Origin of the sequence: Streptomyces poonensis (assembly GCF_014650915.1) — a bacterium.
Lineage (GTDB): Bacteria > Actinomycetota > Actinomycetes > Streptomycetales > Streptomycetaceae > Streptomyces > Streptomyces poonensis.
The window spans coordinates 415,682-441,658 of sequence record NZ_BMVW01000004.1 but is presented as its reverse complement, the minus strand read 5'-3'; the positions used below and the strand labels follow the sequence as shown (position 1 = coordinate 441,658).

24 protein-coding genes are annotated in these 25,977 nt (G+C 73.6%); 12 read left to right on the top strand and 12 right to left on the bottom strand.

Annotation, left to right across the window (positions count from 1 at the left end):
• Nucleotides 1–87: 87 nt before the first annotated feature.
• Nucleotides 88–1,605, bottom strand: a complete 1,518-nt coding sequence (locus IE242_RS14845) for a hypothetical protein (protein ID WP_189859210.1) — start codon at nucleotides 1,603–1,605, stop codon at nucleotides 88–90.
• 474 nt (nucleotides 1,606–2,079) lie between these two features.
• Nucleotides 2,080–2,796, bottom strand: a complete 717-nt coding sequence (locus IE242_RS14840) for a GntR family transcriptional regulator (RefSeq protein WP_189859208.1) — start codon at nucleotides 2,794–2,796, stop codon at nucleotides 2,080–2,082.
• A 176-nt stretch (nucleotides 2,797–2,972) separates the two neighbouring features.
• Here IE242_RS14840 and IE242_RS14835 point away from each other — a divergent pair, with 176 nt between their 5' ends.
• The 5 genes from IE242_RS14835 (at nucleotide 2,973) to IE242_RS14815 (ending at nucleotide 7,559) form a co-directional block, all read left to right on the top strand.
• Nucleotides 2,973–4,316, top strand: coding sequence for an MFS transporter (locus IE242_RS14835; protein WP_189859206.1), 1,344 nt, complete (start codon nucleotides 2,973–2,975; stop codon nucleotides 4,314–4,316).
• 32 nt (nucleotides 4,317–4,348) lie between these two features.
• The gene (locus IE242_RS14830) at nucleotides 4,349–5,176 is read left to right on the top strand and encodes a putative hydro-lyase (protein WP_189859288.1); all 828 of its coding nucleotides are present in this window, start codon (nucleotides 4,349–4,351) and stop codon (nucleotides 5,174–5,176) included.
• Nucleotides 5,177–5,323: 147 nt separating this feature from the next.
• Complete coding sequence (locus tag IE242_RS14825; RefSeq protein ID WP_189859204.1) at nucleotides 5,324–6,082, top strand: LamB/YcsF family protein; 759 nt, start codon at nucleotides 5,324–5,326, stop codon at nucleotides 6,080–6,082.
• Nucleotides 6,079–6,690, top strand: coding sequence for a 5-oxoprolinase subunit B family protein (locus IE242_RS14820; RefSeq protein ID WP_189859202.1), 612 nt, complete (start codon nucleotides 6,079–6,081; stop codon nucleotides 6,688–6,690). The genes IE242_RS14825 and IE242_RS14820 overlap by 4 nt, the downstream gene beginning before the upstream one ends.
• On the top strand, nucleotides 6,687–7,559 hold the full coding sequence (locus tag IE242_RS14815) for a 5-oxoprolinase subunit C family protein (RefSeq protein ID WP_189859200.1): 873 nt from the start codon (nucleotides 6,687–6,689) through the stop codon (nucleotides 7,557–7,559). The genes IE242_RS14820 and IE242_RS14815 overlap by 4 nt, the downstream gene beginning before the upstream one ends.
• A 107-nt stretch (nucleotides 7,560–7,666) precedes the next feature.
• Here the strand turns inward: IE242_RS14815 and IE242_RS14810 are convergent, their stop codons facing one another.
• The 5 genes from IE242_RS14810 to IE242_RS14790 form a co-directional block, all read right to left on the bottom strand.
• Nucleotides 7,667–8,512, bottom strand: coding sequence for an SGNH/GDSL hydrolase family protein (locus IE242_RS14810; RefSeq protein WP_189859198.1), 846 nt, complete (start codon nucleotides 8,510–8,512; stop codon nucleotides 7,667–7,669).
• Nucleotides 8,509–9,744 (bottom strand): glycosyltransferase, encoded by a 1,236-nt coding sequence (locus IE242_RS14805; RefSeq protein WP_229858927.1) that lies wholly within the window; start codon nucleotides 9,742–9,744, stop codon nucleotides 8,509–8,511. The genes IE242_RS14810 and IE242_RS14805 overlap by 4 nt, the downstream gene beginning before the upstream one ends.
• 68 nt (nucleotides 9,745–9,812) lie before the next feature.
• Nucleotides 9,813–10,946 (bottom strand): glycosyltransferase family 4 protein, encoded by a 1,134-nt coding sequence (locus IE242_RS14800; protein WP_189859196.1) that lies wholly within the window; start codon nucleotides 10,944–10,946, stop codon nucleotides 9,813–9,815.
• Nucleotides 10,947–11,073: 127 nt separating this feature from the next.
• Nucleotides 11,074–12,492 carry a HEAT repeat domain-containing protein gene (locus IE242_RS14795; RefSeq protein WP_189859194.1) on the bottom strand — a complete coding sequence of 473 codons (1,419 nt, stop codon included), beginning with the start codon at nucleotides 12,490–12,492 and terminating at the stop codon, nucleotides 11,074–11,076.
• A gap of 302 nt (nucleotides 12,493–12,794) precedes the next feature.
• The gene (locus IE242_RS14790; RefSeq protein ID WP_189859192.1) at nucleotides 12,795–13,187 is read right to left on the bottom strand and encodes an ankyrin repeat domain-containing protein; all 393 of its coding nucleotides are present in this window, start codon (nucleotides 13,185–13,187) and stop codon (nucleotides 12,795–12,797) included.
• A gap of 327 nt (nucleotides 13,188–13,514) precedes the next feature.
• On the opposite strand from IE242_RS14790, the gene IE242_RS14785 reads away from it, so the two are divergent.
• Together IE242_RS14785 and IE242_RS14780 are read left to right on the top strand one after the other, a co-directional pair.
• Nucleotides 13,515–13,709, top strand: coding sequence for a hypothetical protein (locus tag IE242_RS14785; RefSeq protein ID WP_189859190.1), 195 nt, complete (start codon nucleotides 13,515–13,517; stop codon nucleotides 13,707–13,709).
• 92 nt (nucleotides 13,710–13,801) lie between these two features.
• On the top strand, nucleotides 13,802–15,469 hold the full coding sequence (locus IE242_RS14780) for an ATP-binding protein (RefSeq protein ID WP_189859188.1): 1,668 nt from the start codon (nucleotides 13,802–13,804) through the stop codon (nucleotides 15,467–15,469).
• A gap of 91 nt (nucleotides 15,470–15,560) precedes the next feature.
• Here IE242_RS14780 and IE242_RS14775 read toward each other — a convergent pair whose 3' ends face one another.
• Nucleotides 15,561–17,063, bottom strand: coding sequence for an SCO1417 family PLP biosynthesis transcription factor (locus IE242_RS14775; protein ID WP_189859186.1), 1,503 nt, complete (start codon nucleotides 17,061–17,063; stop codon nucleotides 15,561–15,563).
• 102 nt (nucleotides 17,064–17,165) lie between these two features.
• Between IE242_RS14775 and yczE the strand changes: the two genes are divergently transcribed.
• The 4 genes from yczE (at nucleotide 17,166) to IE242_RS14755 (ending at nucleotide 20,646) form a co-directional block, all read left to right on the top strand.
• Nucleotides 17,166–17,828, top strand: a complete 663-nt coding sequence (yczE, locus tag IE242_RS14770; RefSeq protein ID WP_189859184.1) for a membrane protein YczE — start codon at nucleotides 17,166–17,168, stop codon at nucleotides 17,826–17,828.
• A 2-nt stretch (nucleotides 17,829–17,830) separates the two neighbouring features.
• The gene (locus IE242_RS14765) at nucleotides 17,831–18,601 is read left to right on the top strand and encodes a glycerophosphodiester phosphodiesterase family protein (RefSeq protein ID WP_189859182.1); all 771 of its coding nucleotides are present in this window, start codon (nucleotides 17,831–17,833) and stop codon (nucleotides 18,599–18,601) included.
• A gap of 58 nt (nucleotides 18,602–18,659) precedes the next feature.
• Nucleotides 18,660–20,006: an MFS transporter gene (locus IE242_RS14760; RefSeq protein ID WP_189859180.1), complete on the top strand. Its 1,347-nt coding sequence runs from the start codon at nucleotides 18,660–18,662 to the stop codon at nucleotides 20,004–20,006.
• A 265-nt stretch (nucleotides 20,007–20,271) separates the two neighbouring features.
• Nucleotides 20,272–20,646, top strand: coding sequence for an RNA polymerase-binding protein RbpA (locus tag IE242_RS14755; protein ID WP_003977404.1), 375 nt, complete (start codon nucleotides 20,272–20,274; stop codon nucleotides 20,644–20,646).
• Between the two features lie 404 nt (nucleotides 20,647–21,050).
• Here the strand turns inward: IE242_RS14755 and fxsA are convergent, their stop codons facing one another.
• From fxsA to IE242_RS14735, 4 genes are all read right to left on the bottom strand, one after another.
• On the bottom strand, nucleotides 21,051–21,635 hold the full coding sequence (gene fxsA, locus IE242_RS14750; RefSeq protein WP_189859178.1) for an FxsA family membrane protein: 585 nt from the start codon (nucleotides 21,633–21,635) through the stop codon (nucleotides 21,051–21,053).
• Nucleotides 21,636–21,681: 46 nt separating this feature from the next.
• Nucleotides 21,682–22,503, bottom strand: coding sequence for a polyprenol monophosphomannose synthase (locus IE242_RS14745; protein WP_189859176.1), 822 nt, complete (start codon nucleotides 22,501–22,503; stop codon nucleotides 21,682–21,684).
• A gap of 228 nt (nucleotides 22,504–22,731) precedes the next feature.
• Entirely contained in the window at nucleotides 22,732–24,345 is a 1,614-nt protein-coding gene (locus IE242_RS14740) for an amidohydrolase (RefSeq protein WP_189859175.1), read from the bottom strand.
• Nucleotides 24,346–24,513: 168 nt separating this feature from the next.
• Nucleotides 24,514–24,954, bottom strand: a complete 441-nt coding sequence (locus IE242_RS14735; RefSeq protein WP_189859173.1) for an Lrp/AsnC family transcriptional regulator — start codon at nucleotides 24,952–24,954, stop codon at nucleotides 24,514–24,516.
• Nucleotides 24,955–25,233: 279 nt separating this feature from the next.
• Between IE242_RS14735 and IE242_RS14730 the strand changes: the two genes are divergently transcribed.
• The gene (locus tag IE242_RS14730; RefSeq protein WP_189859171.1) at nucleotides 25,234–25,659 is read left to right on the top strand and encodes a hypothetical protein; all 426 of its coding nucleotides are present in this window, start codon (nucleotides 25,234–25,236) and stop codon (nucleotides 25,657–25,659) included.
• Nucleotides 25,660–25,977: the final 318 nt, after the last annotated feature.

The following is a 25,977-nucleotide window of genomic DNA, read 5'->3' as shown; positions in this document are numbered from 1 at the left end:
GCTGGGGCTCCTCGTTCGGTGGTACGGGTCGTTGCGTTGCGCTCAGTGGCGCGTGAGCTGCCGTTGCGCAGCTCGGCGGCGAAGCGGTCATGATCTGTCCGCCGCCATTCCCACCGCGTCCAGGAGCGCCGTCCCCACGATCAGATCCGCGCCCCCGAACTCCGCGTCGTCCAGCTCGGTCCCGTCGTCCACCGCGAACAGCAGCTTCTCCTCGCCCTGACGGTAGGCGGTGCCGACCGGCGGGCTGGCCGCGTGCACGGCCAGCAGGGCGACCAGATACGGCAGTTCGGGGTCCTGGCGGCGGGCCTCGGCGAGCAGGCCGGACAGCCGGCGGGGCGCGTCCGCGGGCAGGTCGAGCAGCTCCGTGGCGGCGGCCAGCTGCTCCTCGCTGAACCGGCTGTCGTCCGGGGTGGCGATCAGATCCGGCTCGGGCATCTCGGCGCCGAGGTGCTCGCGCTCCACGGGCGGCGTCAGCAGCAGGTCGACGAGGTCCCCGACACGCACGGAGGCCCGTGTACGGAATCCCGTCCCGCGCGCGAAGAACGCGTCCGTCACACGGACCGCCTGCTCCAGGGGCATCGGGAGCACGGGCGCGACCAGATGCCCGTACAGGTCTATCCCCGATTCCGCGGCAGGCGTGGCGAAGGCCTGGCGGTCCTGCTCGGCACGGAAGAGGGGGCCGGCCTCCAGCAGGCGGGACTGGAGCTGGGTGTGCCGGCGGATGCAGTCCTTGACGATGTCGACCAGCTCGGCGGCGCGCCGCTTGTGCTCGGGTTCCTCGGACTCGTCGCGGGCCTTGCGGATGTTGGTGAGGATCGCGTTCTCGTGGCGGTAGCGGTCGGCCACGTGGTCGAGGGCCTCGGCGATCATGTCCGGCACCGCGTGCAGCCAGTCCACCGCGCGGACGTTGCGGCGGGTGGCGTCCAGGGCCTTCCTGAGCGTCTCCGAGTACTGCACGGTGCGGTAGCGGGCCTGTTCGGCGGCGAGCTGGGCGTCGGCGAGCCGGCCGCGGCTGATCAGCACCTCCAGCTTGACCTCGGCGGCGATCTGGGCGCTGGTGACATCGGTGTCGAGGGCGCCCACCAGGACGTTGACGGCCTCGTCGGTGGTGCGCAGGTAGACGCCGCCCCCGTACCCGGGGACCTCCTCGATCAGCTTGAAGTCGTAGTCGCGCCGGACATAGGTGCCGTCGGGGGCGAACGTGCCGTACACGGCCCGGAAGCCGCGGTCCACGCTGCCGACGTTGATCAGGTTCTCCAGTACCCAGCGGGCGACGCGCTCGTGCTCGGCGGCGGGGCGCTGGGGGGCCTGCGCGGCGATGCGCGGGACGAGCCGGGCGACGATCTGCTCGTGGTCGGCGCCCGTGTCGAAGTCCATGTTGAGCGTGACGAGATCGATGGCCGCGAGGGCGATCTCCGCCATGCCGTACACCGAGTACTCACCCGCGAGGTTGGCCTTGCGCGCGTCGAGGTCGTGCAGCGGCGCGGTGCAGGCGAGCGCGCGCAGCCGCCGCGCCAGCCCCTCGTCGGCGGCCGGGCCCGGCGCGGGCCGCGGCCCCGCGCTGAGCTGGGGCGGAACGCTGTCCGTCGATGCAGGCGAAGTCACGGTGCACAGATTAGGTCCTCGCTCTGACAACGACCCAAACGGCGGGGGCGCTCCGCGCGGGAGCGGGAGGCGGGGGCGGGGATCGCAGCGGGGAGGACCGCGGATTCCGGGCCGGGTGCGGGCCCACCGTTCCGACACCGGCCGCGCCCACGCCGCGAACCGCGAAGCCGCGAGGGAGAGGTGCGCGGCCGCGCACCTCTCCCGACACCCCCAGGCACGGCCCCACACCCACGCGAAACCCTCAGGCACGGCCCCACACCCTCCCGAAACCCTCAGGCACGGCCCCACACCCTCCCGAAACCCTCAGGCACGGCCCCACACCCTCCCGAAACCCTCAGGCACGGCCCCACACCCTCCCGAAACCCTCAGGCACGGCCCCACGCCCACGCGAAACCCTCAGGCACAGCCAGCCCCACGCCCACGCGAAGCCGCCTGCCTGGAGCCCCGGACTCCGCCCGGCGGCGCGCCCGGTCGTCAGCCGATCCCGAAGCCGATGCCCTGCCCGGCGTCGGCCACCCGTCGCCCGTACACCTCGACCAGCCCCCTCAGCGAGTCGTCGAGGTAGCCGGCGAGGAGCCGCTCCGCGCCGTCGCGGTCGCCCGACTGGAGGGTCTGGAGGATCTGCCGGTTGCGGGCGAGGTACGGCTCGTGGAGGCGGCGCGGGTCGTCCACCACGTGGAAGGCGAGCCGCAGTTCGGCGAAGACGCTGCGCATCAGCTCGTCGGTGCGCTCGCTGCCGGCGAGGGCGACCAGCTCCCGGTGGAAGTGGATGTTGGCCGTGGACACACCCTTCCAGTCGCTCTCGCGGGCCGACCGCTGCCCGTCCGCAACGGCCTTCGCGAGAGCCTCCACCGCGTACGGGGGCTCGCCGAGGCCGCGGACCACCGCGCACTCGACGAGGCTGCGGGTGCGGTAGATGTCCTCGACGTCCTCCACGGTCAGCACCCGTACGAAAACGCCGCGGTTGAGCTCGTGCACGAGCAGCCGTTCATGGGTGAGCAGGCGGAACGCCTCGCGCAGCGTGTTGCGGGAGACGCCGAGCGCCCCGCCGATGCTGTCCTCGGACAACCGGGTGCCGGGCGGGAAGAAGCCCTCGGCGATCCGGCTTCTGAGGATGTCCGAGACCCGCTCCGCCGTGCTGGTGCGGCCCAGCAGTGCCCGGTCGTCGGCCAGTCCCGTCAGTTCTGCCATGCCGGGAATCTAAGCGTAGGGACAAGAACGAAACAACATGGGTATTGAGGGATTGTTCAACGATCCTCTACCTTGCTGGAAGGAGTCGGACACCCGCTCAGCTCCGGCAGGCGCCGGCTTCCCCGCACGGCACGGCTCAGTTCGCACGCGCCCTCCGTCCTCATTGCGAGGTGCCCATGAGCACGAACCCTCCCCCTCACGCCCCGACAGCCCGCGCCCGGCACCGCGCCGATGATGCGGGCACCGACGACCACGCGTCCGGCAGCGCGTCCGACGGCGCTCTCGGCTGGCTGCGCGCCCTCGGCCCGCGCGGCCGCCGCGCCTTCGCGGGCGCCTTCGGCGGCTACGCCCTCGACTCGTACGACTACTTCACGCTGCCGCTGAGCATGGTCGCGCTGGCCGCCTCCTTCGGCCTGGACAGCGGCCAGACCGGACTGATCACCACGGTCACCCTGGTCGTCTCGGCGATCGGCGGAGCGGGCGCCGGAGTGCTCGCGGACCGCGTCGGGCGGGTGAAGGCACTGATGATCACTATCGCCGTGTACGCGATCGGCACCGTGGCCTGCGGTTTCGCTCCCGACTACGAGACGCTGCTGGTCTTCCGGGCCGTGCAGGGACTCGGCTTCGGCGGTGAGTGGGCGGTCGGCGCGATCCTGGTCGCCGAGTACGCGAGCGCCAAGCACCGGGGTCGTACGCTCGGCGCGATCCAGAGCTCCTGGGCCGTCGGCTGGGGTCTGGCCGTCGTCGTCTACACGCTGGTCTTCGAGTTCCTGGACGAGGACCTCGCCTGGCGTGTGATGTTCTGGACCGGCGCGCTGCCCGCGCTCCTCGTCGTGTGGGTGCGCCGCCGGGTCGAGGACGCGCCGGAGGCGGCCGCCACGCGCGAAAGAAGCAGCGCGAAGGGCTCCTTCACGGCGATCTTCAAGCCCGGCACCGCCGGCGTTCCGGGCCTGCTGCGCACCACGGTCTTCGCGACGTTGCTCTCGACCGGTGTCCAGGGCGGCTACTACACGCTGGCCACCTGGGTACCCACGTATCTGAAGACGGAGCGCGATCTGTCGGTGGTCGGCACCGGCGGTTATCTCGCGCTCCAGATCTCCGGGGCGTTCATCGGCTACATCACCGGCGGGTACCTCACCGACCGGCTGGGCCGCCGGCGCAACATCTGGCTGTTCGCGGTCCTGTCGGCGCTGTGCATCTGGGCGTACACGAACATCCCGAGCGGCGCCGACGGGCTGCTCCTGGCGCTCATGTTCCCCCTGGGGTTCTGCATGTCGGCCATCTTCAGCGGCTTCGGCTCGTACCTCAGCGAGCTGTACCCGGCGGCCGTGCGCGGCACGGGGCAGGGCTTCACGTACAACGCAGGACGCGCCGTGGGCGCCGTCTTCCCCACGACGGTCGGCTTCCTGGCCGGCAGCTGGGGTGTGGGCGGTGCGCTGGTCTTCGGCGCGATCGGTTACGGCCTGGCGGCACTCGCGCTGCTCGGGCTTCCGGAGACGCGAGGGAAGGAGCTCGTGTGAACCCCTCCACCACTCAGGGTCACCTCACGGACCTGACGACCCGGAACATTCCCACGACCCCCGGCGTACCCGAGGCGGAGCACGCGCGCGCGTGGACCCCCGGCGAGGCACGGGCCCGGTTCCGTGCCGGCCTCACCGGTCCCACCACCGGCATCGCCGCCGGGCGCACCCAGGCGAACCTGATCTCGGTGCCGGCCGACTGGGCGTACGAGATGCTGCTGTTCTGCCAGCGCAACCCCAAGCCGTGCCCGGTGCTGGACGTCACCGACGCCGGTTCCTGGACCACCCCGCTCGCCGAGGGCGCGGACCTGCGCACCGATCTTCCGCGCTATCGGGTGTGGGAGCACGGTGAGCTGGTCGCGGAGCCCACGGACGTGGTCGACGTCTGGCGCGAGGACCTGGTGTCCTTCCTGATCGGGTGCAGTTTCACCTTCGAGTGGGCGCTCGCCGAGGCGGGCGTGCCGCTGCGCCACATCGAGCAGGGCCGCAACGTGTCCATGTACGTGACGCGCCGCGCGTGCCGTCCCGCGGGGCGGCTGCGCGGCCCCATGGTGGTGTCGATGCGGCCGGTGCCACCGGAGCACGTGGCGACCGCGATCCGGGAGACGAGTCTCCTCCCGGCCGTGCACGGCAGCCCGGTGCACTGCGGTGAGCCGTCGGGCCTCGGCATCGCGGATCTGGCCCGCCCGGACTTCGGCGACCCGGTGGACGCCGGACCGGACGACATCCCGGTGTTCTGGGCCTGCGGGGTGACGCCGCAGGCCGTGGTGATGGCCTCGCGCCCGCCGTTCGCCGTCACCCACGCCCCGGGACAGATGTTCCTCACCGACGCCCGGGACGAGCAGTACCGGGTGGCCTGACGCACCGGCCCCCCTCCGAGCACCACCGGACCTGGCGCACCGGGCCTGACACAGTGGGCCGGGAGCGCCAGGCTGGAAACAGCGGGTTCGCGGGTCCACGGGCCCGCGGGCCTGCCGCGCACGGCCCGCACGACAGAACGGAACCACATGACCTCGATCGACCTGAACGCCGACCTCGGCGAGGGCTTCGGCCGCTGGCGGCTCACCGACGACGAACAGCTGCTGTCCGTGGTGACCAGCGCCAATGTGGCCTGCGGCTTCCACGCGGGCGACCCGGTCACCATGCGGCGGGTGTGCGAGCTGGCGGCCGGGCGCGGCGTACGGATCGGCGCGCAGGTGTCCTACCGGGACCTGGCCGGGTTCGGGCGCCGCGCGATGGACGTGCCGCCCGGCGAGCTGGCCGCCGAAGTGGCCTACCAGATCGGCGCCCTGGGGGTGTTCGCGCGCGCGGCGGGCACGCGCGTGTCGTACGTGAAGCCGCACGGCGCGCTCTACAACCGCATCGTGCACGACGAGGAGCAGGCCCGGGCGGTGGTCGACGGCGTCCGTCTGGCGGATGCCGGACTCCCGGTCCTGGGACTGCCCGGTTCACGCTTCCTGGCCCTTGCCGGGGAGGCGGGGCTGCCGACGGTCACCGAGGCGTTCGCGGACCGCGCCTACACCGACGAGGGCACGCTGGTGCCGCGCGGCCGGGACGGTGCCGTGATCACCGACGGCGACGCCGTGGTCGAGCGGTCGGTGGGTCTCGCCCGCTCCGGCACGGTCGTCTCCCGCTCCGGGAAGCGCGTTCCGGTGCACGCCCGGTCGCTGTGCCTGCACGGGGACACCCCGGGCGCCGTGGAGCTGGCCCGCCGGGTCCGCGCGGCGCTCACGTCCTCGGGCGTCCGGGTGGAGGCGTTCGCATGAGGGTCCTGCCGGCCGGGGACCGCGCGCTCCTGATCGAGGTGGCGTCCGGCGAGGAGGCGCAGGCGCTCCACGCCGAGCTGCTGCGCCGCCGCGCCTCGGGCGAGCTCACGGCCGCCGAGATCGTCCCCGCCGCCCGGACCGTCCTCCTCGACGGCCTGGACGCCCCCGCGCGCCTGGCCGAGCGGCTCGTCTCCTGGGAGGTGCCGCCCGCGCCCCCGCGCGCGGAGGACGTCGTCGAGATGCGCGTACGGTACGACGGCCCCGACCTCGCGGACGTCGCCGCGCACTGGGGGGTGGCCCCGGACGAGGTGGCCCGCATCCACGCGGCGGCCGAGTTCCGGGTGGCCTTCTGTGGCTTCGCGCCCGGTTTCGGCTACTTGACCGGGCTGCCCCGCGAGGTCCCGCGCCGGGCGACCCCGCGGACGGCCGTCCCGGCGGGTTCGGTGGCGCTGGCGGGCCCGTACACGGGCGTGTACCCGCGGTCCTCCCCCGGCGGCTGGCAGCTGATCGGGACGACCGACGCGGTGCTGTGGGACCACACGCGCGAGCCGGCCGCCCTGCTGACGCCGGGCACCCGGGTCCGCTTCGTCCCGGTGGGGGCGCCGTGACCGACCGTGCCCTCGTCGTCGTGCGCGCCGGGGCCCTCACGACCCTGCAGGACCGGGGGCGGCCCGGCCACGCCCATCTCGGCGTGCCCCGCTCCGGAGCGCTGGACGCGCCCGCCGCCGCACTGGTCAACCGGCTGGTGGGCAACCACGCGGACGCCGCGGTGCTGGAGACCACGCTCGACGGCTGTGCCGTACGGCCGCGTTCGGCGGTCACCATGGCCGTCGGGGGCGCGCCCTGCCCGGTCACCCTGGACGGGCGGCCGGCAGCCTGGGGGACCCAGCTGTGGGTGCCCGGAGGGGCCCTGCTCGACCTCGGGCCCGCCCGCTCGGGAGTGCGCAGCTATCTCGCCGTCTCCGGTGGCGTGGCCGTCGAACGCGTACTGGGCAGCCGTTCGACCGATCTGCTGTCCGGGCTGGGACCCGCCCCGCTGACCGACGGGACCGTACTGCCGCTGGGACCTCCGGCGATGGTCCACGCGCGCGTGGACGTCGTTCCGCACCCGGCGCCGCCCACCGAGCTGGTGCTGCGGGTGACCCCCGGGCCCCGCGACGACTGGTTCACCGCGGCGGCCCTGCGGACCTTCACGACCCACCCGTACACCGTGTCCAGCGCGAGCAACCGCATCGGCCTGCGCACAGAGGGACCCGCCCTGGAACGGGCGGTCACGGGTGAACTGCCCAGCGAAGGCATGGTCCTGGGCGCGGTCCAGGTGCCGCCGGACGGCCGCCCGGTCGTCTTCCTCGCCGACCATCCGACGACCGGCGGCTACCCGGTGATCGCGGTGGCGGATCCGGCCGACCTGTCCGCGGCGGCCCAGGCCGCACCGGGGACACCGGTGCGGTTCGTGGCGGTACGGCGGCGGGGCTGAGAGGGCGGCCGTACGGCTCTCGCGGCAGCCGTACGGCGCAACCCGCCGTACGGCCGCCCTCACCGGCCCGTACGGCCCCCCTGCAGCCGTCCGCGGGCACGCCGGGCTCAAGCCGCGTCCGCCCGTTCGGGTGCCGTCAGCGCGGCCAGCGCCGACGCCACCGCGCGCGAGGCACCGAGGTCCAGCCGGGCGCTCGTGCCGCGGGCCTGGTGGCGGACCTCCGCCGCGGCGAGGGCGAGGAGCTGCGGCAGCAGATCGGTGCACCGCCGGGCGACCCAGGCGGTGCCCTGCGTGGCCAGCCACCGCAGGACGGCCGACCGGGAGGGTTCGGGAAGCCGGGGCTCGGCACCGGGTGCCGCCCCGGTGGCGATGCCCGCGTCCGCGAGCAGCGCGTGGAAGCGCACCGCGAGCTGCCGGTGGCCGCGCTCGCCGGGGTGCAGCCGATCGGCGCTCCACATCCCGGGGTCCGTCACCCAGGCGCCGTCGCAGGCGTGCAGATGGACCGCTCCGTACCGCTCCGACAGGGCGTGGACGACGGTGTTGACCCCCTGCTGCCGCCGGGCGAGCGGCCTGGCCAGCGCGCCGGGCAGCCCGAGCAGCGCGCCGGGGTCGGGCAGGCAGGCGGTGAGCAGGACGGCATCCCGCGCGCGGAAGGCCGCGTACACCGCGTCCAGGCGGGCGGCGACGGCGTGGATGTCGAACGTGCGGCGCAGGGTGTCGTTGACGCCCACGACCACGGACACGACGTCCGGGCGCAGCGCCAGTCCGACGGGGGTCTGCCGTTCCAGGACGTCACGGGTCTGGGCACCGCTGACGGCGAGGTTGGTGAACTCCGCGCCGGGGCCCAGTCCTTCGGCGAGGAGGGCGGCCCAGCCGCGCCAGCCGTTCCCGACGGGATCGCCCACGCCCTCCGTCAGCGAGTCGCCGAGCGCCACGAACCGCGGCGCTCTCATCGGACGGCCCCTTCGACCGCTTTCTCGACGGGCGCCTCGACACCCTTCCGCACCGGCTCCGGTTGCGTCACCGGCTGCTCCCCCACCGGCCGTCGTACGGGCGCGTCGTGCGCCGCCAGGAAGGCCTCCACGGCGGTGCGCCACCCGAAGAGCTCAGCACGCGCGCGTGCGGCCTCCCGGCGTTCGCGCTCAGGGCGCCCGAGCAGCAGTTCCACCGCGTCGGCGAACGCCTCCCCGCTGTCCGCCGCGGTGGCCCCGGCCGCTCCGACGACCTCCGGCAGCGCGGACGAGGCGCTGGCCACCACGGGTGTGCCGCAGGCCATCGCCTCCAGCGCGGCGAGCCCGAACGTCTCCGCGGGCCCCGGCGCCAGGCACACGTCGGCCGAGGCCTGCAGGGCGCCCAGCTCGGTACGGTCGGCCAGGTGCCCGAGGAACGTCACGGGCAGCCCGCGCGCCCGCTGTTCCAGGCGTCCGCGCAGCGGCCCGTCCCCGGCGACGACCAGCACCGCACGCCGTCCGCGCCGCAGCAGCGCCTCCAGCGCGTCCAGCGCCGTCCCGGGCCGCTTCTCCACGGACAGACGGGAGCACATCACCAGCAGCGCGTCCTCCACGCGCGCGTGCCGGGCGCGCACCTCCGGGTCCCGCAGCGCGGGGTGCCGTCCGGCGAGGTCGACGCCGAGCGGCGCCCGGACGACGTTGCGCGCACCGATCCGCACGAACTCGCGCTCCGCGAACTCGGTGGTGCACACCACGCGCGCGTAGGTGTGCGCCGTACGGAGGTTGAGGGCGTCGGCGGCCCGCCGGGCGAGCCCTTCCGGCAGTCCCCAGGTGCGTAGCACCCCGTCGGCGGTCTCGTGGGAGACCATCACCGCGGGCACCCTCGCCCGCCGGGACCACGCCCCGGTCCAGCGCAGGGTGGTGCGGTCGGACACCTCCAGGCGGTCGGGCGCGAGCGACTCCAGGAGCGCGGCGACGCGCCGCCTGTCCGTGAGGACGCGGTAGCCGCCGGTGCCGGGGAGCAGCGGTCCGGGCAGGGTGATGACCCTTCCCTGCTCGGTCTGCCGGTCGGTGTACCGCTCGCCGGGCACGACGAGCACCGGGTCGTGCCCGGCCGCCGCGTACCCCGTGCCCAGTTCGCGCAGGGCGGTGCGCAGCCCGCCGGACGCGGGCGCCACGAAGTTGGCGAGCCGCACGATCCGCAGTCCCCCGCCACCGCCGTACGACCGCGGCACCTGTGCACCGGCCGGCGCACCGGACGGATGCGAGCCGGCGCCACCGCTTCCTCCCACCGCACGCCCGCTCACGCCGCCACCACCGACCGCGCCGCCAGCACCTCCGCGTAATGCCCGAGGAGCATCTCCCCCACGGCCTCCCAGGTGCGTCCCTCGACGGCGGTCCGCGCCGCCGCGCCGTAAGCGGCCCTCAGCTGTGCGTCGGCGGCCAGGGACCACACGGCGTCCCGTACGGCGGCCGCGTCGCGCGGGGGGACGAGCAGGCCGGTCCGCCCGTGGGCCACCAGGTCGAGCGGGCCGCCCGCGGCGGGCGCCACGACGGGAACCCCGCTGGCCATGGCCTCCTGCACGGTCTGGCAGAAGGTCTCGTAGGGCCCGGTGTGCACGAAGACGTCCAGGGAGGCGAAGATTCGGGCGAGTTCGTCCCCGGTGCGGCGCCCGAGGAAGACGGCGCCGGGCAGCGCCTCGCGCAGCCCCGGTTCACTGGGCCCGTCGCCGACGATTACGACCCGTACGCCGGCCATGCCGCACACGCCCGCGAGCAGCTCCACCTGTTTCTCGGGGGCGAGCCGGCCGACGTAACCGACGAGGAGCTCGCCGTTCGGGGCCAGTTCGCGGCGCAGCTCGGCGTCCCGGCGGCCGGGGCGGAAGCGGACGGTGTCCACGCCGCGCGGCCAGAGCCGGACCCTGGGCACCCCGTGCGCCTCCAGGTCGTGCAGGGCGGCACCGGAGGGTGCGAGGGTGCGGTCGGCGGCGGAGTGGACGGAGCGGATGCGCCGCCAGGCGGCGGCCTCCCCGGCGCCCATGTAGGTGCGGGCGTATCCGGCGAGGTCGGTCTGGTAGACGGCGACGGCGGGGATGCCGAGCCGGGCGGCGGCCGCCATGCCGCGCACCCCCAGGACGAACGGGCTCGCCAGATGGACGAGGTCGGCGCGGTGCTCGGTGAGCGCCGTGACGAGCCGCCGGCTGGGGAGGGCGACGCGGACCTGGGGGTAGCCGGGGAGCGGCAGGGAGGGAACGTGAACAAGGGGGACAGCGGGACACGGCACCTCGGCGGCGGCCGGGGTGCCCGGGGCGGGTGCCGGGGCCACGACGAGGGGGGCGTGACCGCGCGCGGTCAGGTGCCGCACGGTCTGGAGGGCGCAGTGGGCCACGCCGTTCACATCGGGGGGAAAGGATTCGGTCACGATGACGACACGCATACGGGTGTTGTCCTCGCGCTGGACGTGGACGCGTCAACGTCGATCTTTCCGGGCGGGAAACGGTCCATGAGCGTTGCGCTCCGTGACCGTTCCGCTCCGCGACCCTTTCCCCCGGGTCACCCGGTGTTCACACGGCGGGCATGTCGGGCCCGATCCGGCTGCGTACGGCCGTCTGGACCTCCGCCTCCTCGGCGGGATCGGCGGCGAGCCGGCGCAACTGGTCGACCACGCGCGCGTCACCCGTCTCGGCGTGCCGTGCGGCGACCTCGCGCGTGGACTCCTCGCAGTCCCAGAGGCATTCGACGGCGAAGCCGGCCGGGAAGGAGGGGTCGGTGGCGGCGAGCGCCCGGGCGGCGCGGCCACGGAGATGGGAGGAGGCGGTCTCGCGGTAGATGTGCCGCAGGACGGGTGCGGCGCAGGCGATGCCGAGGCGCCCGGTGCCGTCGACGAGGGTCCACAGGGTGGGCGCGTCGGGCCCTTCGCCCCGTACGGCCTCGCGGAGCGCGGCGAGCACCAGATCGCTGTCCTGGGCGCCGCCGCGGCAGGCCAGGACACGTCCGGCGGCGGCACCGAGCGCGTCGGGGCGGTGCGCCCAGCGGCGCGCGCGCTCCACGGCGGCGACGCTGCGCATCCGCTCGAAGGCGTCGACGGCGGCCTCCACGACGGCCGCCGAACCGTCTGCCACGGCGCCCTCGATCAGGTCGAGGGCATCGGGATCGTTGCCGTCGGCGAGGTAGCGCAGGGCGGTGCAGCGGGCGCCGTCACCGCCGGCGCGGGCGGCGTCGAGGATCTCGGCGCGGTCCTCGGGGCCCGCTACGGCCATGAGGCAGCGCGCGGCCGGGACATGGAGCGCGGCGCCGCGGTCGAGGCCCTGCTGGGCCCAGTCGAAGACGGCCCGCACGCTCCATCCCGGGCGCGGTCCGGAGGAGTCCATCTGCCGCTGCCAGCGGTCGAAGCAGCCGGTCTCCTGGGCGGCGCGCACGCGCGCCGCGATCGCCGTACGGGAGTCCTCGGCCCACAGCCGCCACGGACGGGGCTCGAAGGCGTCGCGGACGGCGGCGGCGAGCTCGGCCTCGCCCTCGGCATCGGCGGGGAAGCGCGCGAGCACGGGTGCGGCGAGGGCGCGCAGGCCCGCGTCGTCGTCCCTGAGGGCGAGCTCGTCGAGGGCCCAGGCCCAGTTGGTGCCGGACGCGGCGTACCTGCGGAGCAGTACGAGGGCGTCCCGCCTGCCGTACGAGGCGAGGTGGCCGAGGACCGCGAGGGCCAGACCGGTGCGCGACTCGCAGGTGTCGAGCACGTCCTCGGGGGCGAAGAGGTGCCGCTCGATCTCGTCGAGCCCACCGTGCAGGTCGAGGTAGAGCCGGGCGTAGTAGAGCGAGCGGTTCTCCACCTGCCAGTCGTGGCGGGGGTCGCTCAGCACACAGTGGTTCAGGGCCGCGAGTGCCTCGGCCCGCGGGGCGGTGAGCGCGTGCAGCGTGCCGTCACCACGGCCCCGCTGCAGCAGGCCGAGCAGCGTACCGCTGGGCGCTATGACCGGTTCGAACATGGGAAACAGCCTCACATCAAGCGTCGACGCAACCGGGGATCGTGCTTTACCTGGCCGCGTGACAACACGTCGGAGCGCCCGCCGTCTCTTGCTTGCTGTAGACCATCTTCCTCTGCCTCTCGTCGGTGGCCCATGCGGGCCGCATCACGGCCCGCGCGGTGCGGCAACACCTGCCCGGCCATCGCGTCCGTGAATCACGACGTCATGATGACCCGGCGGTTCTTCCCGCCGCGACCGATATTTCCGGCGGCCCCGTACCGCCTCCCCCGTTTTCCGTGTTCTACCTGCTCAGGACAGTCGGATCAGTGTGCGCCGAACAGTTCCAGCAGCTCCGCCTTGCCGAACATCCGGGCCGTGTCGACGGCCGACGGCGTGCCCGCGAGCGGGTCGGCGCCCCCGTCGAGGAGGGCCTGGATGACCTCCTGCTCACCCTTGAAGACCGCTCCGGCGAGCGGGGTCTGGCCTCGGTCGTTGGCGCGGTCGGCCTCGGCGCCGCGCTCCAGGAGGGCGCGTACCGCCTCGGCGTGGCCGTGGTAGGCCGCGAGCATCACGAGGGTGTCGCCCCGGTCGTTGGTGAGGTTGGCCGGAACGCCCGCGTCGACGTACGCCACGAGCTCCTCCGTACGACCGCGGCGGGCCAGGTCGAAGATCTTGGTCGCGAGCTCCACGACCTCGGGGTCGGGGGCTTCACTCATGGCCGGACCGCCTCTCGCAGCGAGCAGTTCCGAGCTCGGGCGAGCTCGGCGGACAACGTGGGGTGCGCACGGTGGCGGGTCGCTGCCGCCGTACGGGTGAATCGTCAGCGTACTGGGCTCCGGACACACATGACCGGAGCCGACCGAGGCAAAGATCACAGCTGTCCCGGTCGGGCGCAACATCGCTGATCAGACGGCCCTGGGACGGCTGCGCCGGGAAGGTGAAACCGTCCGATATTCACCCAGTTGCACCTTTTGTCGTATGGATACATCCTGTGACCCTGGAAGAACTCAAGGTGACTGTCCCCCTCGACCAGGAGAGCACAAATGATTCTTTCGATCTCAGGCGTCGTCCTGCTCGGCATCATCGTCTTCCTCTTCTTCCGCAAGGACGGGCTGAAGGCCTCGCACGCCATCGTGGTCACGCTGTTCGGCTTCTACCTCGCCAGTACGGCCATCGCGCCGAGCATCAAGGCGGGCGGCGAGAGCCTCGCGAGCCTTCTCGGCGGAATCAACTTCTGAGCCGTCCCCGTCCGCGCGCGATCCGCGTCCGCCGGACACACCCGTCCCCGCATCCGCACCCGCATCCGCACCCGCATCCGTAGGAGACCGCAGTGGTCCGGCGTCCCCTCCCCCGCATTCTGCGCAGCGGCGGCGCGCACCTCGCCCGGAGCCGGGAGCTGGCCCGGACAGCGGCCGACGGCGCCTCCGACGTCCTCCACCCGCTGATCACGATCACCCGCGGACTGCGCCGGCTCGTGGCGGCCGGACGGCGCAAGTGGGCCGACACCCCGAAGGACAAGCGCGGCTCACTGCTCTTCCTGGTGGCGTCGGTGGTCCTGGTCGTCGCCCTGGTGCCGTACGGACCGCTGCTCGCCGTCGCCGGGCTGATGGCGGCGGCGGCCTGGCACGGCCGCGAACGTGCCGCGCCGTCGCCCACGGGTCCGGACGAGGCCCAGGCGCAGCGCCTCCAGTCGCTGTACGAGGCCCTGGTGCCGTACTTCACGGCCGCCGCCGACCCGGAGCCCCTGTACGTCCACGGCGGCGAGTGGAACAAGGCGTTCCCCGCGTACGGGTTCGACGACACCGGCCGGGTCCGTCACCTGGAGATCCGTTATCCCGCGTACTTCACGGACGGCGAACCCGAGTCCCGCGCGCGGATCGAGCATCTGCTGCACGCCAAGGCCGGCCGCGGCCGCGAGTACCGCTTCGACTGGGACGAGGAGGGCAACCAGCTCACGGTCACGGTCCTCGCCCCGCTCCCCACCGACATCACGGCCCAGCACTTCGTCACGACCTCGGGCGAGACGGTCCTCGGCTTCACGGACGCGACCACCGTCCGGCGCACGCTGCCCCTCGACCGCGACGGCGACGACGGCGGGCAGCGCGACGTTCCCGCGGTCGTCTGGCGCACGGGCCCGCGCTCGACGGAACCGCATCTGCTGGTGGCGGGCCGGCCGGGCAGCGGTACGACGACCCTGCTGCGCTCGATCGCGCTCCAGGCCCTGCGGCACGGCGACGTCCTGATCGTCGAGGGCGGTGGGACCGGGGAGTACGCGTGTCTCACCGGCCGGCAAGGCGTCCTGGCCGTGGAGTGCGGCCTGGCGGGCGCGCTGGCGAGCCTGGAGTGGGCGGCGCACGAGACGGAGCGCCGGCTGATCGCCGCCAACCGCGCACGCCAGGCGGGCCACCCGCCGCCCGACGACATCAGGCGCCCTCTGTGGATCCTGCTGGACCGGCCGGGCGCACTCGGTCACCTGGCCGCCGCCGACGGCGGCCGGGACCCGCAGTCCCTGCTCCAGGTGCCGCTGCGGCACGGCCGACCGGCGCACGTCACGATCGTCGTGGCCGAGCAGTTCGACGGCCTGGACGCCCTCTCCGACGCGGTACGCCAGCACACACACGCGCGTGTGGTGCTCGGCCCCGCGTCCCCGGAGCAGGTCGAGGCGGTGCTCGGCGCGCCGCCGCAGACCACGCCCGCCTGGGACGTCCCGCCCGGCCGCGGGTACGCCCGCCTCGGTGCGGGCCCGGTGCACCGTCTCCAGGTCCCGGCCACTCCGGACCCGTACGACGACGCCACCAGCGACAACGACCGCCAGGCGGTACTGGCCCTGCTGCCGGAACGCACGGCTCCGGCCGACGCGACGGCCGCGGAGGCCGCCCCGGCGGACGCGGGCGTCGTACCGCCGAAGCCCGACCGGGAGCCCGATACAAACTCCGATACAACCTCCGGTACGAACCCCGGCGCGAAAACCGCCGAGGTCGCGGTCGCCGAAGGCTGACGGGCGGATCCGCGGGAAGCCGCCACTGACACCACCTGACGCCACTCCTGACACCGCCGCTGACACCGTCACCGGCATGCCCCGGCCGGTCTCACGCCACGAACGTCCGCGGCGCCTCCGCACCGCCCCCGGAAGCGCCCGTCCGCACCAGGTGCGCCGCCGCAGCGAGCCGTACGGCCGCCTCGTCGGCCACCGCGCCGCCCACGGTGAACGGCAGCCGGACGTATCCCTCGAAGGCGCCGTCCACCCCGAAGCGGGGCCCCGAGGGAACGCGCACCCCGACCCGTTCCCCCGCCTCGGCGAGCCGCGAGCCCGACAGGCCCCCGGTGCGCACCCACAGCGTGAGTCCTCCCCGGGGCACCGAGAACTCCCAGTCGGGCAGCTCCCGGCGCAGGGCGGCGACGAGCGCGTCCCGGTTCTCGCGCGCCTGCGCCCGGCGCACGGCCACGGCCTGCTCCCACCCTCCGGTGCTCATCAGCCAGTTGACGCCCAGCTGCTCCAGCACGGGGGTGCCGAGGTCGGCGTACGCGCGGGCCGCGACCAGGCTGCGGATGACGTCCGGCGCGGCGCGCACCCAGCCGATCCGCATACCCGCCCAGAACGCCTTGCTCGCCGAGCCGACCGTGATGACGGTCGAGCCGGCCGGATCGAAGCCGCACATCCGCCGGGGCATCTCCACGTCCGCGTCCAGGTGCAGCTCGCTCATGGTCTCGTCGACGACGAGCACGGTCCCGGCGGCGCGGGCCGCGTCGACGAGCCGGCGCCGCTGGTCCTCGTCGGCGAGCGCGCCGGTCGGGTTGTGGAAGTCGGCCACCACGTACGCGAGCCGGGGCGCCGCCTCGCGCAGCACCTGCCGCCAGCGGTCCAGATCCCACCCGGCGAGGTCCTCCGCCATCGCGACCGGCACCAGCCGGACGCCCGCCTCGCGCATCAGCTGGAGGATGTTGGCGTAACTGGGGGACTCCACGGCGATGCGCTCGCCGCGCCCCGCGAACAGGTGGCAGATGGCGTCGATCGCGCCCATCGCCCCGGTGGTGACCATGATCTGTTCGGGCATGGTGGGGATCCCGCGCGCGGTGTAGCGGTCGGCGAGCAACGCGCGCAGCGCGGGCAGCCCGGCCGGGTAGTCGCCGTGCGTGTGCGCGTACGGGGGCAGCTCCTCCAGCGCTCCCCGCACGGCCCGGGTGAGCCAGGGCTCGGGGGCGGGCAGGGCCGCGGTGCCGAGGTCGATGACGGAGCCGAGCGCCTCGGGCGGCAGCGGCTCCAGCCCGCGCGCGGGCAGTGGGTTACCGGCCGGAACCGCGGTCCAGCTGCCCGCTCCCCTGCGTGACTCCAGGAACCCCTCGGTACGCAGGGCCTCGTAGGCCGCCGCGACCGTCGTACGGCTGACGGACAGCGAGAGCGCGAGCTCCCGCTCGGCGGGCAGCCGGGCGGCGACCGGCACCCGGCCCTCCAGCACGAGCAGCCGGACGCCGTCGGCGAGCGCGCGATAGGCGGGCGGACGGCGGGTGCCAGGGCCGGAGGGGCGCTCCTGCTGGGAATTGAGCAGCCGGGCGAGCTGTGCAGCACCCACCGCCGAGGTCCACTGCGCCATGATTTCCAGTCCACCTTCCCCGAATTGGCCATGGATGGCGTGCGCCACCAAGCCACAGAGTGACATGCGTCAGGCCACTGCCACCAGCTGAGGGGGAACGTCTTGTCCACCGTCCCGAACCCGCCCCGCCGCCTCGGACGACGGCTGCTCCAGCTGTACGCGGGTCTCACGCTGTACGGCGCGAGCTCGGCGCTCCTGGTGGAGGCCGGCCTCGGTCTGGAGCCCTGGGGCGTACTGCACCAGGGGCTGGCCGAGCTCACCGGGCTGACGATCGGCGTGGTGTCGATCGTGGTCGGGGCGGTGGTGCTGCTGCTGTGGATCCCGCTGCGCCAGCGGCCGGGCCTCGGCACGGTGTCCAATGTCTTCGTGGTGGGCCTCGCGATGGACGCCACGCTCGCGGCGGTGCCCGACACGCGTTCCCTGATCGCGCGTGTGCCCCTGCTCCTCGCCGGCGTCCTGCTGAACGGCGTGGCGACCGGCCTCTACATCGCGGCCCGCTTCGGCCCCGGCCCGCGCGACGGGCTGATGACGGGTCTGCATCAGCGCACCGGGCGTTCGATCCGGCTGATGCGGACGGCGATCGAGGCGGCCGTCGTGGTGACCGGTTTCGCCCTCGGCGGCACGATCGGCGCGGGCACCGTCCTCTACGCGATCAGCATCGGCCCCTTGGCCCAGCTCTTCCTGCGGGTGTTCTCCGTTCCCTCGGCGCACGGCAGTACCGTCGTCGCCTCGGGTCCACCGGAGCGGGCGATACTGCGGAGGTGACCATGACGACGACTCCCGCGCGCCACCCGTACCTGGACCATCCCGGCCCGATCGCCTTCGCCCACCGGGGCGGCGCGGCGGACGGCCTGGAGAACACCGCGGCCCAGTTCCGGCGCGCGGCCGAGGCCGGCTACCGGTACATGGAGACCGATGTGCACGCCACGGCCGACGGGAAGCTCGTCGCCTTCCACGACGCGACCCTCGACCGGGTCACCGACGGCACGGGCCACATCGCCGACCTCTACTGGAAGGACGTCCGGCACGCGCGCGTGGCGGGCGTCGAGCCGGTCCCCCTCTTCGAGGAACTGCTGGAGACCTTCCCCGAGGTGCGCTGGAACGTCGATGTGAAGGCGGAGGCGGCCCTCCATCCGCTGCTCAACCTGATCGCGCGCACCAGGGCCTGGGACCGGGTCTGCGTCGGCTCGTTCTCGGAGCCGCGCGTCGCCCGCGCCCAGCGCCTGGGCGGCCCCCGGCTCGCGACCTCGTACGGCACCGGCGGCGTCCTGGGGCTGCGGCTGCGTTCCTGGGGCCTGCCGGCCGCCCTGCGCCGCTCGGCGGTCGCCGCGCAGGTGCCCGAGTCGCAGTCGGGCGTCCCGGTGGTCGACCACCGGTTCGTCCGGGCCGCCCACGCGCGCGGGCTGCAGGTCCACGTGTGGACCGTGAACGAACCGGAGCGGATGCACCGGCTCCTGGATCTGGGTGTAGATGGCATCATGACCGATCACATCGACACGCTGCGCGAGGTCCTCCAGGAGCGGGGCACCTGGGTCTGATCCCCACGAATCCCCCTCGCGCGGCTGTTCACGGGGACACGGGGAAGCGAGGGCACGGGTGGGCACGGACACCCTGCGGGCGGGCGCCCATGGCGAGGCCGCCGAACGACGGCGCGAACAGCGCGGCTGGTACTTCTACGACTGGGCGTGCTCGGTCTACTCGACGAGCGTGCTGACCGTGTTCCTCGGCCCGTACCTGACGTCGGTCGCCGAGGCGGCGGCGGACGCCGACGGCTATGTGCACCCGCTGGGCATCCCGGTCCGCGCGGGCTCCTTCTTCGCGTACTCGGTGTCCCTGTCGGTGATCCTCGCGGTTGTGATCATGCCCCTGGTGGGCGCGGCCGCCGACCGGACGGGCCGTAAGAAGCCACTGCTCGCGGCCGCCGCCTATCTGGGGGCCGCGGCGACGGCGGGCATGTTCTTCCTGGACGGCGAGCGCTATCTGCTGGGCGGCCTGCTGCTGATCGTCGCCAACGCCGCCCAGTCGGTCGCGATGATGCTCTACAACTCCTACCTGCCGCAGATCGCCCCGCCCGAGGAGCGCGACGCGGTCTCGTCCCGGGGCTGGGCCTTCGGGTACGCGGCCGGTTCGCTGGTCCTGGTGGTGAACCTGGTCCTGTACACGGGACACGACTCGTTCGGCGTCTCGGAGAGCACGGCGGTGCGCATCTGCCTGGCCTCGGCCGGGCTCTGGTGGGGCGCCTTCACCCTCGTACCGCTCCGGCGCCTGCGCGACCGCCGGGTGCCGGCCGGCCAGGTCACCGCCCCTGGGCTGCGCCGGCTCGCGGCCACCGTCCGCGACATGCGCCGCCATCCGCTCACCCTCTCCTTCCTCCTCGCCTACCTCGTCTACAACGACGGCATCCAGACGGTGATCTCGCAGGCCTCGGTGTACGGCTCCGAGGAGCTCGGGCTCGGGCAGTCCACGCTCATCGTGGCGGTGCTGCTGGTGCAGGTGCTGGCGGTGGCCGGGGCGCTGGGGATGGGGCGGCTGGCCCGGAGGTACGGCGCCAAGCGGACGATCCTGGGCTCACTGGTCGCCTGGACGCTGACGCTGGCCGCCGGGTACTTCCTGCCGGCGGGCGCACCCGTCTGGTTCTTCGCGCTGGCCGCCGGGATCGGCCTGATCCTCGGCGGCAGCCAGGCGCTCTCCCGCTCGCTGTTCTCGCATCTGGTGCCGCCCGGCAAGGAGGCCGAGTACTTCTCGGCGTACGAGATGAGCGACCGCGGTATGAGCTGGCTGGGCCCGCTTCTGTTCGGCGTGACCTACCAGCTGACCGGGAGCTACCGCGACGCGATCATTTCTTTGGTGATCTTCTTCGTGCTGGGATTCGCTCTGCTCGCGCGGGTACCCGTCCGCCGGGCGATCGGCGACGCGGGCAATCCGGTGCCCGAAAGGATTTAGCGCGGGAGGCGAAAGGGCTGTAGTGTACGCGTTTGGCCTGCCAGGCGGACCGTTACTGCGCGTCAAAGATGACGAAACGCTGTGTGACATCTGCTGTCAGATGTGACAAACCGGGCGTCGGTGGGTACAACAAGGGCGGCTACGACGGCGACGCATGACCCGGAACGGACTCGAGACGGGAATCTTTACCGCCGACCGGACGTTGACCGGATGACGACGACAGCGACACCTGTCCTGTGGGCGACAAGCCCGGGAGGCACGATTCATGAGTGAGCGAGCTCTTCGCGGCACGCGCCTCGTGGTGACCAGCTACGAGACGGACCGCGGCATCGACCTGGCCCCGCGCCAGGCCGTGGAGTACGCATGCGAGAAGGGGCATCGTTTCGAGATGCCCTTCTCGGTCGAGGCGGAGATCCCGCCGGAGTGGGAGTGCAAAGTCTGCGGGGCCCAGGCGCTCCTGGTGGACGGCGACGGCCCGGAGGAGAAGAAGGCCAAGCCCGCGCGTACGCACTGGGACATGCTGATGGAGCGGCGCACGCGCGAGGAGCTCGAAGAGGTCCTCGAGGAGCGACTGGCCGTCCTCCGCTCCGGCGCGATGAACATCGCTGTTCATCCCCGGGACAGCCGCAAGTCAGCGTAACCCCTCCGGGGAGCAGGGCGGCCGGCGAGCACAGCACAGCCGAAGACCGCGGGTGCCGTACGTGAATGTCACGTACGGCACCCGTGGTTTTCGCGTTGGGGTGAAGTGGACCGGCGCTGGGTGAACCAGCTCGGGGTGAACCGGCTCGGGGTGAACCGGCTAGAGCTGGGAGGACCGGTTCCGCACGGGCCATCCTCGTGGCAACCGGAGGAACCGGTACACCGGTCTCCCACGGGGACGACCGGAAAGCGACCCACAAGAACCGGCCCCGGCCTTCCCACGGAGCCGCCCCGAAGCGCCCGGAGGCACCGGCAACCGGCAACCGGCAACCAGCCGTCACGGGGCCGCCACAGCGGCTCAGCCGCTCGGCGACAGTGGGCTCGGCGCTTCAGCGGTTCAGCGCTTCAGCGGTTCAGCGGCGGGCGCGGACCCTGCGGGGCGCCGGTGTCACCCACGTCGCCCCTGTCGTCCCTGATGACCTCGCCCTGGACGACCTTGCCGTCCGGGCGGTGCATGCGGGCCTGCTGGAAGACGCCGCCGAAACCGCCGTCCGCCGCCGCCTCGCGGAGCTTGCGTTCGAAGGTGCGCTCGGCGTAGCGGCCGACGGCCTTCTGGACCGGCGGGATCAGCAGCACCAGGCCCACCGCGTCCGAGATCAGGCCCGGCAGCATCAGGAGCAGGCCGCCGAGCATCAGGAAGCCGTTGCCGTCGCTCCTGGCGCCCGTGGGCGCGGTGCCGGACTGCTGCTGCTGGAGCGTCTCGGTCAGATTGCGGAAGGCCCGGCGCCCGGCCCGCTTGACCACCACAGAACCGAGGACGAACCCGGCGACCAGCAGCAGGAAGACCGTGAAGCCACTGGCCGCGCCCGCGACCAGCGACAGCAGCCAGATCTCCAGCACCAGCCACGCGGCGAGGCCGAGCGGCAGGAACGTCCGCAGCCGGGAGCGCCGCGGCCGTGCGGTGTACGGGGGAGTCTGAGCGCCAGTCATGCTTCCAGTGTGCCCGGACCGGGCTCAGCACGGCATAAAGGGGTGATCAGGCGCTGTTCGGCCGCTCGGGGCGTACCGGCTTGTCGTCCCGGCTCAGCGCCTTGCCGACCCGCTCCCCCACCCCCCATGCGGTGACCCGCCACAGGGCCTCCACCAGGATGTCGCGGCTCATCTTGGAGTCGCCCAGTTCCCGCTCGACGAAGGTGATGGGCACCTCGACGACGTGGTAGCCCGCCTTGATCGCGCGGCGGGCGAGGTCGACCTGGAAGCAGTAACCCTGGGAGGCGACCTCGTCGAGGCCGAGACCTTGGAGGGTCTCGCGGCGGAAGGCGCGGAAGCCTCCGGTGACGTCGCGGATCGGCACATCGAGCAGGACGCGCGAGTAGAGGCTGCCGCCGCGGGAGATGAACTCACGGGACTTCGGCCAGTTCACCACCCGTCCGCCCGGCACCCAGCGGGAGCCGAGGACGAGGTCGGCGCCCTTCAGCGCGGTGAGCAGGCGGGGCAGCTCCTCGGGCTGGTGGGAGCCGTCGGCGTCCATCTCGATCAGGACGCCGTAGCCGTGCTCCATGCCCCAGCGGAAGCCCGCGAGGTAGGCGGCGCCGAGCCCCTCCTTGCCCTGGCGGTGCAGCACCTGGACGTGGTCGTCGCCGGCGGCCAGCTCGTCGGCGAGCTTGCCCGTGCCGTCGGGGCTGTTGTCGTCGGCCACCAGGACGTGCGCCTCGGGCACCGCCGCCCGTACCCGGCCGACGATCTTCTTGATGTTCTCCGCCTCGTTGTAGGTCGGAATGATCACCAAGGCCGTGCCGAGCGGGCCGAACTGCCTCCCCTGGGCTGTTGCCGCGAGGGTCCCGTCGCCGTCGTTCACTGCTGCCCCTTCAAGTCCGTACGCAGGGGTCCACCATAGTGGGCGGGCCCTGCACCGCCGCGGCAGCACGTGCGTACGGGGGTGTCGGCCGCGCGCGAGCGGGGCGGAACCGTGTCGAGGGGGTCCACGGCGCCCGGATCGTCCGCCCGGGTCGCACGCGGTGGCGCCGCGGACGGGGGCCCGGCGCCCTTGCCCTTCGGGCGCCCTGGCCACCGCGCCGAACCGGGATCACTCGCCGGGTCGGGCGAACACCGTCTCCCCGCCCACGACGGTGCGCAGACAGACCGGAAGGTCCGTGCCGGGGCCGAGATCGGGCAGCCCCGGAGTGCCCGAACGGGGGTCGGTCGACCAGCGGGCGACCCGGTCGTCGGGGGCCTGGACCACGAGCTCGCCGGTGCGCCACACGGCGTAGTCCGCGGGCGCGCCCGGCACGAGGACACCGGCGTCGTCCCGGCCGATCGCCCGCCAGCCGCCGCGTGTGTGCGCGGTGAACGCGGCGCGGACGGACACCCGGTGCTCCGGGGTGCGGTGGAAGGCCGCCGCGCGGACGGTGCCCCAGGGGTCCAGCGGCGTGACGGGGCTGTCCGAGCCGAACGCGAGGGGAACACCGGCGCGCAGCAGGGCAGCGAACGGGTTGAGCGTACGGGCGCGCTCGGCGCCCAGCCGCCGGGCGTACATGCCGTCCTCGCCGCCCCACAGGGCGTCGAAGGCGGGCTGCACGGATGCGGTGAGACCCAGCTCGGCGAAGGCCGCGACCGTCTCGGGGGTGAGCATCTCGGCGTGTTCGACCCGGTGCCGGGCGGCACGGACGCGGGCGAGGCCGACCTTGTCGGCGGCGGTGCGCACGCCCTCGACCACGGCGTTCACGGCGGCGTCGCCGATGGCGTGGAAGCCCGCCTGGAGCCCCGCCTCGGTACAGGCGACGACGTGGGCGGCCACGGCCGCGGCGTCCAGGTGGGCGGTGCCGGTGTGCCCGGCGTCGGCGTACGGCTCGTGCAGGCACGCGGTGTGCGAACCGAGGGCGCCGTCGACGAAGAGGTCACCCGCCGCGCCGATCGCGCCCAGCGCGCGGGCCCGCGCCACGCCCTCCTCGCCCCATTCGGCCCAGTAGCCCACGACGCGGGGACCCGGCTCCTCGGCCGCGAGCCGCAGCAGGGCGGTGAAGTCGTCCTCCGAGGAGATCTCCGGGCCGCCGCACTCGTGGACGGTCCCGATGCCGAGGGAGGCGGCGCGGGCGAGCGCGGCGCGCTGTGCCTCCGCGCGCTGGGCGGGGGTGACGGCGCCCAGCGCGGTGGCGCGTACGGCGTGGTGGGCGTCGCCGGTCAGCGGACCGTCCGGAAGGCCGGTGCCACCGGGGACCAGGTCGAGCAGCGCGCTGGTGACGACCGCCGAGTGGACGTCGATCCGGCTCAGATAGAGCGGACGGCCTCCGGTGGCCTCGTCGAGCTCCGCGCGCGTGGGCGGACGGCCGCCCGGCCAGCGGGAGGCGTCCCAGCCGTGGCCGAGGAGCACCCGGTCCGCCGGGCGGGCCGCGGCGAACTCGCGCACGCGCGCGAGGGCGGCCTCCAGGGAGGGCGCGTCGGACAGGTCGAGGCCGGTCAGCGCCAGACCCGTGGCCGTGGTGTGCACATGCGCGTCGGTGAACGCGGGGGTGACCAGGGCGCCGTCCAGGTCGATCACCTCGTCGGCGCCGTCCGCGAAGGCGTCGGCCGCGCCCTCGGAACCGACCCAGGCGATCTGCCCGCGCTCCACCACCATCGCGGTGGCGAAGGGGTCGGCGGGGCTGTGGACTTCTCCACCGCGCAGCAGCACGGTCTGTGACGAGGTGGTGCTCTCACTCATGGCACCAGTCTCGCGCCTCGCGGTCGGCGTCCCGCGCGCGGGTCGGCCGGAACCGCACCGGCCCGCCCCGCGCGCGACGGCCGCTCCCAGAACCGTGGGGCCGGCCACCGGTCCCCGCAGGGCCGCCCACCGGTTCCGTGGTCGCCGGCGCGGGTCCCCGGCGCACGGCTAGATACGCGGCGGCCTGGCCTCGTACGGCGTCGACAGCACCACCGTCGTACGCGTCGACACGCCCGCCAGCGTCCGCAGCCGGGCCAGCAGTTCCTCCAGCTCGTGCGGGGTGGCGACACGGACCTTGAGGATGTAGTTCTCGTCGCCCGCGACGCTGTGGCACGCCTCGATCTCCGGGACGCCGGCGAGCCGCTCGGCGATGTCGTCGGGAGCGCTGGGGTCGAAGGGTTTCACCGAGATGAAGGCGGTCAGCGGCAGCCCGACGGCCTCCGGGTCGACGACCGCGGCATAGCCGCGGATGACGCCGCGCTGTTCCAGCCGGCGCACCCGCTGGTGCACGGCTGACGTGGACAGGCCCGTCGCCTTGCCCAAATCCGTGTAGCTCATCCGCCCGTCCTCGACGAGCAGCTGCACGATCTGTCGGTCCAGCTCCTCCATGGAGCAAGAACCTACAGGGCGGCTGATCTCCTCGGATACCCGAGCGACGCAGGTCATAGCCGGTTCGTGATGTCTTCGGGAGTTGCCCGTGCGCTGTCCGTGTGCCGTCCGGGTGAGAAACGCTCCTCAGCGACCGCCCACCATCGGAGTGTGACGAACGCCACAGTTCCGGAACAGGCTTCGTGATGTCCCCGTGATTACCGCGGGAATCGGACGGGAAGTGGTTGGTGTGGTCGAGGCCGCAGCGCCTTCACGGCCCAGCCCGAGGGGGAGTAACCCATGCAGAATCCCAAGCGCCCTGGTCGTACCGCACCCAAGCGCCCGCAGTTGGTCGTCGAGCCCGAGCCGGAGGGTGTCGAACCCGACGACGAGTTCGACGCGTACGACACCTTCGAGATGTACCGGGTGATCTGCCCGGACTGCGCACAGCCCATCGCGCTCCTGGCGGACGAGGAGGTCCTGCCCGAGCACGCGCTGTGCGCCTCGCCGTGGAATCCGTTCGGGCTCACGGTCTGCGCCGGTACGGGCCGCGCGGCGGCCGACGCCCGGCCCGCGGACGCGTCCACGGAACCCCACGAGCAGGATTCCGCCCTCCTGCTGACGCTCCCTCAGGGGCTCGACTGGCGGATGCAGCCCTTCTCGCACATCGGCGGCCCCGGTTCCCGCCCCATGCGGATGCCGGTGATCCACCGGCAGGCCGCGTAGCGGCTGCGCCCGTCGCGCTGGGCGCACGTCCCGTTCACCCCGCCGGCTTCCCGGTAACTGCCCTGCACCATGGCCCATGTCTGCCGTGGTGCAGGTTCGGTATGTCCGGTGTTCCGATGTTCCGGTGTTCCGGTGTCCGGCGTCCCGTACCTGGTATCCGATGTCCGGCGTCCGGTGCGGGATCTGCGGTCGCCGTGACATCCGCGGTGACGAGCCGTCAACCCCGCGTGCCGCCCGGCCGGTTGCTCAGGTACCGCGGTACGAGCCCCCTACAGGCCCCGTACGGGTCCGCCCTGACACACAGGCTCGAATCCCGGG